Source organism: Pseudomonas sp. TTU2014-080ASC (assembly GCF_001446935.1).
Classification (GTDB): Bacteria; Pseudomonadota; Gammaproteobacteria; order Pseudomonadales; family Pseudomonadaceae; genus Aquipseudomonas.
Map to the genome: position 1 here is coordinate 862,667 of NZ_LKKK01000001.1, position 12,342 is coordinate 875,008.

A 12,342-nucleotide genomic window follows, 5' to 3' on the forward strand; every position below is an offset into this window, starting at 1 on the left:
CTTCTACCGTCCTGCCCTCTTACTTAACTGTTAGAGACCTGAAACTTCATTAAACCAGCTAAGATTAGTTTCATATAACGTCCCCAAAGCGCCAAGCCTAAACGGCTCAACTCATGAGAAAGCGATTTCTTCCGTCAACATATGACTCACTCTGTGAAGAAGATCCCCACGGATTTGGCGTCTTGTTAGACGCATTACGAAACGAACCTCACAAAGTTCGAGCAATCGTCACAGCCAATCCGGCTTTGCTCTACGTGACAAACTTAGCTGGGGAGAATGTCCTGCATTGGCTCGCTATAGAAAACAGACATGAAGAAGTACGACTACTAAGAAGCTTGGGTTCACCAATTCCAAAAAACGCATTAATTGATGCTGTAGAACTAGGAAAACTTGAAACTGTAATAACTTTGCTAGAGCTTGGATCGGAAGTCATCCCAAGTGAAATAACCCAAGCTATTAATTATAAACTTCCAAACCTAAACAAGAAAAAAACATCGCTCATCAGACGATATTTCAAACAGTTTGGGTACGAAGTTTAGCCTTCACCTAATTGGCACCGACATCTACGCCATAGCCAGAGTAACCCATAGCAAGAACCCCAAATAACCTCTCTGGTTTGATGTGCTTTGGAGGTTTTACGAAAACTAGGGGCGACTCAAGCGAAATCGCCTGCCCGCCCCCAAATTTTAGGCCAGATTTCTGTTGTGCCTCACTCATTCGCAATGAGCGAGCTTACATCTTAGGCAACTTCGAGAAAAACTCAGCCATCTCCCCAGGGAAACCTTTGGCGATGGTCTCTCGGAGGTCATTCATGGCACTGTTAAAATCTTTCGGAATTTCTTTTGCTTGCATGGCTTGGTGGTCCGACACATTAGCCTGCAAGCCATCAAAGATGCCTTTCATGTTATTCAACATGCTGTCGCCAGATTGCGTAACACTTTTCAGGACAGAGCTCGCCGTATCCGGGCCAGACATTTTAATATCGTTAACCCCCTGGAGAAATGTCTTACTCAAAGAGGCTTGGGAACTCTGCCCCATATTTAAACTGGCTTGCATGGTTTCAAGTAGTTTTGCTGGATCTAACATACGTATTACCTCTGTCGATGGTGTTTATATTGCTTTAGGGCATGAAAAGCCTTTCAGCCCTCGTGACCACAGTGGGAAGTCTTTCATGGTTGAACGCAGTTCGAGTTTCAATACACCAACCACGGAAGACATCGATGCCGTCAGTTCACGCCTGTCACCGTCAATCGCAACAGGGTTGCTGGCGTCAAACATTCGGAACAGCGCCCATGGCCCGTCGAAGTTGGCTACCTGGACCTGCCCTGTCCCCGTCTTGAATGTCAGTCGTACATAGCTGCCCCCCTTGGGGCCTGGCCATTCGACGCGGGTCGGCTGGATAAAACCATGACTGTAGGTAATCACTTGCCCGTCAATATCCAGAATGGCCTCAGTGATGGTCGGTGTCAGTGATAACGGCCGTACGAACATCGAGAACGACAGTTTTTCGCCCGACGTAAAGAAGGTGTTGCGGATCAGCGCAGCATTTTCAAAGGCGCTCAGCGTGCTCTTGGTGACCAGGCCTTCTGCTCCCGGTTTGGCACTCCACCTCTGCGCATTCACGTCGACGTAGGAAGCCAGGTTGTCATCGAAGAACTGCTGCATGGCCCCGCCCCGGCCAAACATGCGGGAGAAGTCATCAATACCGACCTCTGCCCGGGCATTGCGCACAAATGGATAACGCCCACTAATGCTGCTGTTGCATAACCCGGAGGCCAGGGAAGATGCCCCTTTGCTCAGGTTCTGCTGACTTTGCCTCACGGTTTGGGTATCGCCAACTTGCAGCAGATCCGTCATGACGCTACGCACGGGCTCTGGCTGGCGCGCTGCATCTAGCTGTAAGCGTTTCAACATGTCGTTCGCCGGAACGACCTGCCCCCCGCGCAAGGATATCGATAACGTGCTCAACTGGTTGTAGAGCGCTTCGAAGCTGCGATTCAGCGGATCGTTATTGTTGTTGGTTTGCAAAAGCTGGTAACCCAGTCTGCGTATCAACTCGAAACGATCCTCGACAGCACGCTCCGGCGTTAGACGAAAGCGTGAACGCTCCCCCGAAATTTCGCCGAGAATATCCCGTCGCTGTTGCTCGATGTGGTTTCGCTGACTATCAAACCAACTGGCAGCATCGCCTTGATTGGTTCCGGTCATACTGGTTTCACGCGCGACAAATCGCACCAGATTGGCCAACGGTGATGACGGATCGGACAGCTGACGCGCCAAACTCGCGGCGTCCTCCAACCCATTGACCGGACGGGCGCGAACATCACGCACAAAGACGTCCCACTTATCAGCATATTCAATCAAGTACAGCTTTCTCGCCTCGTCCGCCAACCTCTGCGCCGAAGCTAGCGAGTCGAGCTTCGTGCTGCCTTCTTCGCTTTCACGCAGTACCCAGGACTCCTCCTCAATCATGTCTTTGCTCGCATCATCCAACTGCGGCAAAAATACGTCTCGGTAACTTGCCCGGGTATAGAACCCCGAGACTGCGGTGTCGGTAACGGTGGCCTGGCTCTTGCGCCGCAACATCAGGGAGACGTTTGGCCCGGCCGCATCGGCCAGCGAAATATCCCAGATGGCCGCGGGAAGTGGTTTCTCTTCAATACGACGTACCACCCTGGCCTGCATTGGGATGTTCATCGCTTTCACCCGGGCCAGGCGCAGCAGGTCATCGTTCATCTTCATCACCGGCGCGTTGGGCAAGGAAAACATTTCGCGCAAGTGGTAGATGAAAACGTCCTTGTTCATGTCGGTGTAGCCCTGAGGGATGAGGTTCTCCCAGCGAGCCATGAACCAGTTGACCAATGCCTCGTCCGAACGATGTTCAGGCTTGCCGAGCATCACATACACTTTCAGTGTGCTGTACACATCCTTGTTCGAGTCTGAAACGTCGTTCTTCAACTCGCTAGCAATGTAATTCTCGACGGCGGGCCAAAAGATTTGCAGCAAATGGCGCTGATAGGTCTTTTTTGCCGCATTGTTAATTAGCTTGTGTTCAATATAGGGGTTGAGGAACGGCGATACTTCGCCCAACAGTTGGACGTTCATATACCCCATCTGCTCATAAGCCGAGATCACATCGTCGCTGATGCGATTGGTGACCGGTATTTCCCGCACAATGCGTTTGGTTTCGTCAAAGCGTGCGGCGATGTAGGAGATGTAGTCGCTTTCCCACAAATAACGCATGGCCAGCACATTCAAAAACACCGCCAGCAGAATGAACACCACGACATAGCGCCCGCCTGCAGCCAACTTGTTACCTGACAGCAGGGTTTTCGAGGAGTGTTGCAAGACCCCACGTTCCTGCCAGGCATAAGTCAACTCAGGCAGGTAAATGTGGCCTGTGGGTCGGTCCTCGTACATGTCCGCAGCCTGGGCGTTGTAGATAGCGTCTCGCGGCGGTAGCGCAATGGCACTGCCCAACCAGACCTGCTGGAGATGGCAGGAATACCCCACCGGCGTCTGCGGAAAAATCTGTTCTAGCAACGAGTAGAGGGGATTACCCAACGAACCCAGCGATTCAGTGAAGAACAACAATTGCTGACGACATTCAGCGTCGGGGGCATCGTGTAAGAGTTCAAGTACGTGGTGACTCACCCTAGCCACCATTTCGCGGTACAGGCTTTCGTACTGTGTAAACAGCGTCTCGGCATTTTTGGCGCGGTTCAGACTGAAGCCCATGCCCTTTTGCAGCAACTCGTCATCGAGCATCGACAGGAAGGTTTCACCGCCCGTGATCTGGTCAATATGGCTGATGGTGAAGTACACCGCCAAATCAGAACGAAATGTGGAGGCGGTCTCCAGTAGGCGCACGCGCAAAGCATCGGCTACGGATTTTCTTTCCGTCATCGTGGCTCGCAGCAGCCAACGAGCATCCAGGCACAGGATAATGCCATCGATGCCAGGGTAACGACGATGGCGCTTGATCAACTTGAACAGCGTATCGCGAGCCTTTGCGGCTTCTTCGCCATCACCGTTCAACTGGATCCACTCGCCTGATGTGTCGATGTAGACCGAGTTTTCCGCCAGCCACAAGTTGCAGTCTTGCGTCGGCCCGACATCAACCGTCTGCTGCAAGCCATAGTGTTCTGCCAGCAAGAAACGTTCGCCACTCTCGCCGATCAGCGAGGTTTTCCCACTGCCAGGTGGGCCGACCACCAAAAACCAGGGCTTCTCGCTGATGTGCTCACGAGTGAAGCGATAACGGAAGCGTTGCCAGCCCGTGCGTTGTTTGGCCAACCCGACGTACTGCAACGTTCGCAGCGCATCATGGAATCGCGTGGTGACACGATCGCGCTGGGCTGTTTTTTTCCGGATAGCTCTCGGCGCCCGCACATGACGAAATACCCAGGCCAAGAAGCTCGCAACGAAGGGCCACAACGCCCAGCACAAAATGAGGGTGATGATGATCGCCCGCACCCAAAACCCGAATAGGGGTCGATAGATGCCAATTGCAATCAACGGCCCTACCCACCACACCACAGCACAAAGAAGCAGGGCGAACACTAAGATAGTTATTCTACGAATCATAAAAATGTCTTATCCCTAGACGATGAGTGCTTTTAGTCTTCCTGAGGGCCGGCGGAGACGCCGGTGCTGTTGAGGTCAACCGGGGGAGTCGAAGCTTCTCGCTCACCGATCTTCCACAGGATGTCTACACGACGGTTACGGCGGCGTCCTTGCTCCGTGTCGTTGCTGTCTAGCGGCTCGGTATCGCCCTTGCCCACTGAGGTCAAACTGCGCTGGTATTTACTGCCCTGCATCGACTCGCGCATGATGTCGGCAACTGTCTTCGCCCGACCTTCGGAGAGTTTCAGGTTGGAGTTGCTTGGGGAGTTGCGATAAGGCTTGTTGTCGGTGTGGCCGATCACTTCAAGATCACCCGGCCACGGCGCCAGCGCCTCGCCCAGACGCTCGACGTTGCGTTTCTTTTTAAACTCTTCCGACAACACGGCTTGCCCCGTGGCAAAAGCGCCATCGGAGGTAAAAATCAACAGCCAGCCACGCGGGTCAGAGCGCACCTCCAACCAACCTTCGCTGAGGATTGCCGGCAACGGTTGCGGCAAAGTTTCCATTATGTTGATCTTGCGCGGCATCGGCGGCGACCAAGCCAGGATGGCATTGCGCAGCGACTTGGATTGATCGTGCAGGTACCACGCAGCAGTACCGTACACCAGCAACATCACCATGACGCCGTAACCCAGCAATTTCGCCGGGCTAATCCAGCGCACTTTGCGCACGATCTTCTCGACACCCGCATCGGCCAGAGTTTGTGTCGGGTTCTGGCTATACAGCAAATTATCGAGATGATTGCGTATATCAGCCAGCAACACCTGCCCACGCTCCATCACCCGATACTGGCCCTCAAAACCTAACGACAGGATCAGGTCGTAGAAAGCCAGGATATCTTTATCGCGGGGCGTTGCTGCCATGTAGTCCTGGAGGTGCTCAAAACATTTTTCCCCGCCCCAGGCATCGTGATAGAACTCCACCAGCAGGCTGAGATTAATTCCCCCCGCGTCGAGCGTGCTCAAGCAGCTCTCATCGAGATAGGAGCACAATAGGTAGGCCAGTTTATCGACGTCGACGGGAGAAACCTGGTTCTTCAACAAGGTCTGCCGGAACTGTTGAAGCTCGCGGACAAACTGGGAGCGCACCACTGCCAAGTTTAGCTGGCGTTGACTACGTACCCGTTCGGCCTGCAACAAAGTTGGCACAGCGGCAGCAATCAGTGGGTTATCCCAGCTGCCCATCAACACACCGGGCTTGCTCAATGCCGACCGACTGTACGGGTTGGTGGAGCTTGTCATCGACTCCTCACCACTATGGCCCAACGGCTCAAGCTCACCTGCCCCACGTGTGATCGCAGGAGCTTCAGACTCAGACCGGCTGGTCAGGCCTGAGCTGCCATGCCGTAGTTTTTCAGCCAGTGCCCGGGCCCCCGATGCAATGCCTGCGACCTCCGCCGTCGTACTCCCCAACTGCCCACCGATTGAAGGCGTCTGTGGATACGCTTTATTACGCAGGTTGGCCATTGCCGCACGGGTTCTTTGTTCAAACTCGTTCATCCGACTCTCCCTTGTCTCAAACCCCAAACGTCAAAATGCAGATCCGGGAAATCACCGACGATGCTCAGAGCGAGCGCCGAACCTGACATCATCTCCTTGTAGATCGGGTCGGAATGGTCGACTTCGAAATAGATGCTATTGGGGTAATAAGGAATGTGACGGGGTGGTGATGCCATCGGCATCAGCCGGGCTCCCGGCAATTGCAGATCAATTAACTGAATGATTTTTTCCACCGGCCCCAGTTTCACCTGGGCAGGGAAATAAGTGCGCAGATGCTCAATCGACAATCCGCAGCTGACGGCGAACACCAGTTTTTCCAGGCGCAACTGGCTATCGTTATGACACAGGTAAATGCTGTCGCCGCGGTCGATAAACGTCAGTGCCACTGCTGGAGCTTCGATTACCAGCGACAATGCACGGCGAATCGATGTAAACAGCTGGAAGAAACTAGTGTGGGGTTCATCATGCAGGTACACCAAGTCTGGGCGCTCCCACAGTCGTTCACCGCCGGGAATGATGCTCAGGCTGCCCAGCAGGCTCAACAGTGTTTCAAACAGCTTTTCCGGGTGCACCTGCGCGCAAGACAGCAACTGATTGAGACGCAGGTTGTACTCAGACAGCGTCTGCAGCAATAACAACTCCAGCAACTCTGAAAGCCCGCCGGAAGTCCTGTGGACATCTGGACGGAACACTGACTCCAGACGCTGGGTCATCAGGCCGAGCAGTTCGGTGGTCGCACTGTGCAGCCAGCCAATGGCACGGAAATCGAGCATCGGTGGCAATGTACGATCATCCAGCAGGATGCGCCGGTCGCTGCTCACCTCACGAACAAACCCGACTGACAATGAACTTTCCACACTGCTGACGGCGTCCTCCAGGCTCAGCCGGGTCACCAGGCTGCCCAATTGCATGGTGCACACCCGTGGCGTTCCCTCAAGACTGATGCCGTGGTTACGGTCTGGTATCTCGGCATCCATCGCGCGGAACCGACTACCTTTTCGCTCGTCATGCAGCAGGTCAATTTGCGCGTTGCCGGAAATATCCATCAACACCGACAGACAGACGACTTTGCCCTGGCAGCCATCGTCCAACTCCAGCGGCAACGGCAGTGGTATGTCTTCGGGCATGCTGAAAGGCGTGCCGTCCGGGAAGATACCCTTGGCTTGCTTCAGCGCGAATTTGCCCTGTTCCAACAGCCCTCGGTCGACCTCCAACGCCAGAAATCCCCAGTTAAATGGCTTGAGGCTCTTGGTCCGTGTATCAATCAAATGTTCGAAAAAACGTTCCTGTTGCTGGAAATGTTGCGGCTCCATCAACATGCCTTCAACCCAAGCGACCCGCTGATTAGGTAACATGTCATTCATCCATTTTTTTATCATTAGCCACTACTGAAAGGGCCGTCATCTCTATCCATACTCGTATGTCAGAATCAGCCTTCGCAGAGGATTTCTGCTCAACTAAATACAATGCTCCATTGATCTGCTGGAACTCGGCGCCCACCACAATCCAGCGCGTCTGATGGGCAGGAACAACGAGCTGATAACGCCACGTTTGATTCGGTTGCAGGATGCTCTGATTACGGCTTACCACCCCGTCCTCCAGAGGTCCGTCCCGGCAGGGGGCACCCTCGCTGATGGACCCTGGTGTCCAGCCAGGCTTGCTGGTTTCAATCACGCAGACCTTCACCGGTTGCGGCTGACTGAAGGCATTGGGGTTCACTTTGTCGCTGGTGCTGATCTCGATATCGACATTGCGCGTGTCGCGAATAACGACCGACGGTTCATGAGAAAACCAGCTGCAACCGCCCAGCATTCCCCCCGCCAAAACGACCAGTGTCGAGTAATCCCTGAGTGTCCTGAACATGCCGGCAGATCCCCTATGCATTGATGAAATACTTGGTCTGACTCGGCGCAATCTGGTTAACAACCATGTTGTTGTTATTGGTCATGCTCATATCTCCCAGGCGTGTAGCCGGCATTCCCTGGATGAAATACTTTCCCGAGCCTTGCATCGGCTGCATCTGGCCTGAGTGGGTGCCCGATGCGGCTCCGATGGCGAAGCCGGTGTCGCTGGTGGAGGTGCGGATAGTGGCCTGGTTTTGCTCATTGCTGCCGCAGCAGAAATAGTTGGCGACGTTAGGTATGCCGGTACTGTTTGGCGCGGTGTTGGGGCCTGGTGCTGGGATCATCGGATCACAACCGGCAAAGCTCACCCCACCCGAATTATTATTGGCTGCTGTCATTTCTGATCACCCCACATGGACCTGGCCGCCGTCGATCTTCAGCACAGCCGAGGCCTTCAGCGATGCGATCTCGCCTTTCATGACATAACTTCCCCGGGCCTCCTGCAAAATGTGCTTAGCCTGGGTTTCATCCGTTTGCTCAACCTTGCGGCTCGCATGCTGGGTGAGGACGAACAGGCGCTTTGAAACCTGATGCAGGGTGTCTGCAACCCAGCGACAACTGCGGGTAAGCAGTGTGAAATCCGAACTGCGGAAGGTCAGTCGCCGACTGCCCTCTATCTCGATTTCCGGCGCAACAATACGCAAGTTGGCGCAGCGGCTATCCAACGTCATGACAGCATCGGCCTGCTGACGAAATAGAATCGCGGTAATCACCAAGTGTTGTCCGTCCACCACGCCATACACCCGGTCACCGGCCAACGGCTGCACCAGGCAACTGGTGGCCACCGTCAGTCCGTAAGCCGGCATGTCGGCGACGTAAAGCTGACCATTGGCGTGCGCCTGCACATCGACCACCACGCGGCTACCCTGCTCAGGAGCGCTGGCTTTCGCCAACACGTGCAAAGGCGTGACATTGTTGTTGGTGTGTACCTTCTGATGTTCTTTTGCGGACTTATACATATCGGCTTGCTCCTGTAGGCCTCGCAGCAGTTTGCTGGCGTGGCCCTAGCTGGTGGCGTGCATACCATTGATCGATAGCGATCAGAAACGGATCGCTGGAGGCGGGTGTCGTATCGGTGCGCGCGCGTTGCGCGGCGTGCAGCCGCGCGGACTGCACTTGTTTGGCAGTCAGCGGCTGCTCGCGCAAATCGGCCACACGCAAGTCAGCCTGCTGGAGGTTCGCCTGGGTGAGTTCGCAGTGTTTGAACTCGGCACGCGGCAAGATTGCGTTTACCCACGTGCTCTCCCCCATCTGACACTCGACGAACTGCGCGTCTTGCCCCTGTACCTGGTTCAATTGCGCTTGGCTGAAGTCACAGCGCAGCAACCGCGCCTCAGTAAAAATCGCCTGCGCCAACTGGCTGCCTGCAAGGGAGCAATCCTCCAACTCGGAGCGATGAAAGCTGGAACCCGAGAGCGGCAAACCTGCCAGAACACATCCCGACAGCTGACAGACAAACCAGGTACGCGCCAGCCCAGAAATACCCTGCCAAGTACAGTTTTCAAGCTGGCAACTGCCCATGATATGGCGCGTCAAAACCAGCTCCCGCCAACTACACGCTTGCAACTGGCAGGCGTGCCAGTTCGCATCCTGCAACTGCCCCTCGTGAAACATCAGGTTTTGCGCGGTAATCGATTGCGCATTGAATTGGCTCAGCCGGCTGTTACGGATCTGAATGTCGCTGACCAAGCACTTGTTCAGGCTAAGGTCCTCACTCAAACAATTTTCGGCCTGGCAGACCTGCAGACTTCCCTCGTTGCAAACCAAGCCGTAAACATTCACCTCTAGCAGGCTCAAATGCTCCAATTGGCACTCGGTGAACATCAACCTATCGAGTTGACCGCTCACCATGCTGACGTCACTCAGCGTGCAGCGCTCAAAACGAACCTGCCGCACATCACAGTCACGGAACGTGATGCGTTCAAAACTGCACTCGATAAAGAAGCAATCGGCGAGCACCAACCCCTGCAACTCGCGATCACGGAAATGCCGCTTTTTGAAGACTCGTGATTTAGGCGGCAACCCGACCAGCGCGCTGTCAACCTGTTGTTGAATCTCTGCGATGTCCGGTAGCGGGACAACGGGAGGGATATCAGTTGGCATAAGGATGCTCCCCCTGCAGAAGTCTGCGTGGCACCCAACAGGCACGGTCAAGCAAGCAGCCCTTGAACGCGGTATCGTCGTCCTGCCAGGCCATCGCCAGGTTAGCGGCCGCCAGATTGCAATGGTCGAACGTCACGTCGCGCAGATCGGCGTTGTACAACATGCCTTGTTGCAGGCTGGTGTCTTGCCATCTGGAGTGGGTGAGAACGCTGTCCTTAAAACGCGCCCCAGCCAGGTCGCAAGCGCTTACGGATGAGGAAGTCAGGTCCGCCTGATCGAAATTGCTCTCGGTAAAGGAGCAATAGAGTAAATGGCAGCCTTGCAGGGCCGCATGCTTCAAACCCACCTTGTTGAAGGTGCAATCGCTAAAGACCGACTGACCGAAATCCACTCGCATTCCAGCGGTCAGGCTCTCTATCTGGCAGGTGTCAAAGCGGGCGTCGCGCCAGTCCCCCCCCATCAGCGAGCTTTTGCTCAATTGCACCTGATTGCAGGTAACTCCCTTGGCGCTGCAGCGATTGAAAACACAGGCGTCGATTTGCCCTTGCTGAACGTGCAGGTGAGTAATGTCAGTACCACTGAACAAGCTATTGCTGAGGGAGCATGCGTAAAAGCACGAGTCCACGAGGCTGCCCTGATCGAACGTACAGTAGTTCCACGCTGAACTTTCGACGTGCAGCCTTTGCGCTGACGGTGCCTGCAAGTTCACTTTCTCAAATGTGACCTCATCCAGGTTGCTGTCGGTCAGTACCACCTTCTGCAACGTGCACTGCGCCAGCCGCACCTGATGCAGTGTTGTATCGCTGAAACTCACCGCGTCGAGCAAACACTGCTCGAACACACAATTTTTCAGCGTCGCCTGAGAGAAGTCACACCGGGTAAAATTGCACTGTTGGAAGGTTTTTCCGTTCAAAGTGCCGCTAAAACGCAACCCTGTGAAGTTTTTATTTTCGACAACCGCGAGGTCGTTGTAGAGCAGGGTTTCCTCGTTATCGTCAGGGATTGCTGGCAGCACAGACCAATCCATTTCTTGCGCAGATCGTTGATCGTGCACCGCAATAGCATCGCGTATTCGCCGGTAATAGTTATCGCTGGCCTCCCTGGATGTTGGAGTTGCTTCATAACGCGATGAGTCAGGGTGGTCACATACCGACTCCGTGATATTGACCGCCATTTCCTCAGGCATCAGGTCTGTATCGAGCAAAAACTCGAAGGTGGATGCCTTTTCATCGCTGCGTTTGTGATGCACCTGCTGGTAGTGATCAATAGTGCGCAATGCATCACAGCGGTCCAGTGACACCATCAACGACTCGATCGACTCATCGAGAAGGTGCTCGATCGGCAAGCTGCCCGTATAGATCATCAAGGCAATGTCACTGTCTGGAAAAAACCACAATGTCTTGCGCTGTAAGGCCACTTCTTCCAGCTCACAGCTGCTATACCGGCTCACAAAAGCGCGACCGCGAACCTCGGGCAAAACACCGCTGATTGCCTGATTGTCCGGACGAAATCCCTGCAGCTCGAACGGCACCTGATCCGGCCACTCCTCCTGTGGCAACCATTGCGCCGGCGCTGCCATTTGGAAAAAGCGGTGGTCAATGTTGGCTGGTAGTCCTGGAAAAATGGTCTCCAGGTATTCTTTGCCAGCCATCAAATGCGCCACCTTGTCGATGTGCATTTTGCGAGTGCTGAACTCATGCGGCAGCGGCGTTGGTGCCGCCAGTGGCGAACGCTCCTGCACAGAGTTATCTATGCCCATGCTCATCAGCAACGGGTTCAGTCCATCGTGACTGCCGCGCCCCAGTGGGTTTTCCTTGACCCCTTTTCCTCCCCACGCCGAAGGGTGGTCAAGCGCCACCCTGACAAAGGGGGCAACGCGAGCAGCATCACTGCGCCCCTCCCCCTCAACCCGCCAATAACGAGATAATCCACCTACCTGCGCACTGACATTAAGCGCTTTTACGGGTTGGCCAATGCCCGCATGCCCGGCGATCAGGTATTCGGCAAATGGCTTGGGCTCGGCAGCATCAAGCACTGGAAAACTGAGAGGCGCACGCTTCCACGCGTCCCATATCTGGGGTTCGCTGACAAAGTGCTGGGGACGTGACAGATAACATCCGGCAATCACGCTGATGCCGAGCCGGCTTTCCTTGCCGATCTGAAACGCCCCTTTGATGGCGATCAACTGCTGAGGCCGTATGACTCTCATT

Annotated in this window: 10 protein-coding genes; 1 reads left to right on the forward strand and 9 read right to left on the reverse strand. The window is 54.7% G+C overall.

The genetic code is table 11. The features are described from left to right. Positions 1–113 precede the first annotated feature (113 nt). On the forward strand, positions 114–539 hold the full coding sequence (locus AO726_RS21105; protein WP_152987224.1) for a hypothetical protein: 426 nt from the start codon (positions 114–116) through the stop codon (positions 537–539). 193 nt (positions 540–732) lie between these two features. On the opposite strand, the gene AO726_RS04005 is transcribed toward AO726_RS21105, so the two are convergent. From AO726_RS04005 to AO726_RS04045, 9 genes are read right to left on the reverse strand one after another with little or no spacing between them, the layout of a single operon-like run. After that, entirely contained in the window at positions 733–1,086 is a 354-nt protein-coding gene (locus AO726_RS04005) for a DUF6277 family protein (protein WP_058066743.1), read from the reverse strand. Positions 1,087–1,110: 24 nt separating this feature from the next. Further along, entirely contained in the window at positions 1,111–4,563 is a 3,453-nt protein-coding gene (tssM, locus tag AO726_RS04010) for a type VI secretion system membrane subunit TssM (RefSeq protein ID WP_241492045.1), read from the reverse strand. A gap of 56 nt (positions 4,564–4,619) precedes the next feature. After that, a complete protein-coding gene (icmH, locus tag AO726_RS04015; RefSeq protein ID WP_058066745.1) occupies positions 4,620–6,125 on the reverse strand; it encodes a type IVB secretion system protein IcmH/DotU in 1,506 nt (501 codons plus the stop codon). Beyond that, positions 6,122–7,480, reverse strand: a complete 1,359-nt coding sequence (gene tssK, locus AO726_RS04020) for a type VI secretion system baseplate subunit TssK (protein ID WP_058066746.1) — start codon at positions 7,478–7,480, stop codon at positions 6,122–6,124. Before tssK ends, icmH begins: the two co-directional genes overlap by 4 nt. Before the next feature lies 1 nt (position 7,481). Then, on the reverse strand, positions 7,482–7,988 hold the full coding sequence (locus AO726_RS04025; protein ID WP_058066747.1) for a type VI secretion lipoprotein TssJ: 507 nt from the start codon (positions 7,986–7,988) through the stop codon (positions 7,482–7,484). A 13-nt stretch (positions 7,989–8,001) separates the two neighbouring features. Further along, positions 8,002–8,367 (reverse strand): PAAR-like domain-containing protein, encoded by a 366-nt coding sequence (locus tag AO726_RS04030; RefSeq protein WP_058066748.1) that lies wholly within the window; start codon positions 8,365–8,367, stop codon positions 8,002–8,004. 6 nt (positions 8,368–8,373) lie between these two features. Further along, positions 8,374–8,988 carry a DUF3540 domain-containing protein gene (locus AO726_RS04035; protein WP_058066749.1) on the reverse strand — a complete coding sequence of 205 codons (615 nt, stop codon included), beginning with the start codon at positions 8,986–8,988 and terminating at the stop codon, positions 8,374–8,376. Continuing rightward, a complete protein-coding gene (locus AO726_RS04040; RefSeq protein ID WP_241492069.1) occupies positions 8,981–10,177 on the reverse strand; it encodes a pentapeptide repeat-containing protein in 1,197 nt (398 codons plus the stop codon). Before AO726_RS04040 ends, AO726_RS04035 begins: the two co-directional genes overlap by 8 nt. Further along, entirely contained in the window at positions 10,122–12,341 is a 2,220-nt protein-coding gene (locus AO726_RS04045; RefSeq protein WP_058066751.1) for a DUF2169 family type VI secretion system accessory protein, read from the reverse strand. The genes AO726_RS04040 and AO726_RS04045 overlap by 56 nt, the downstream gene beginning before the upstream one ends. Between the last annotated feature and the right edge of the window lies 1 nt (position 12,342).

Coding starts and splice junctions, on each gene's coding strand:
- AO726_RS21105 (WP_152987224.1), top strand. CDS start 114: ATGAGAAAGCGATTTCTTCCGTCAACATATGACTCACTCTGTGAAGAA.
- AO726_RS04005 (WP_058066743.1), bottom strand. CDS start 1,086: ATGTTAGATCCAGCAAAACTACTTGAAACCATGCAAGCCAGTTTAAAT.
- AO726_RS04025 (WP_058066747.1), bottom strand. CDS start 7,988: ATGTTCAGGACACTCAGGGATTACTCGACACTGGTCGTTTTGGCGGGG.
- icmH (WP_058066745.1), bottom strand. CDS start 6,125: ATGAACGAGTTTGAACAAAGAACCCGTGCGGCAATGGCCAACCTGCGT.
- AO726_RS04045 (WP_058066751.1), bottom strand. CDS start 12,341: ATGAGAGTCATACGGCCTCAGCAGTTGATCGCCATCAAAGGGGCGTTT.
- AO726_RS04030 (WP_058066748.1), bottom strand. CDS start 8,367: ATGACAGCAGCCAATAATAATTCGGGTGGGGTGAGCTTTGCCGGTTGT.
- tssK (WP_058066746.1), bottom strand. CDS start 7,480: ATGTTACCTAATCAGCGGGTCGCTTGGGTTGAAGGCATGTTGATGGAG.
- AO726_RS04035 (WP_058066749.1), bottom strand. CDS start 8,988: ATGTATAAGTCCGCAAAAGAACATCAGAAGGTACACACCAACAACAAT.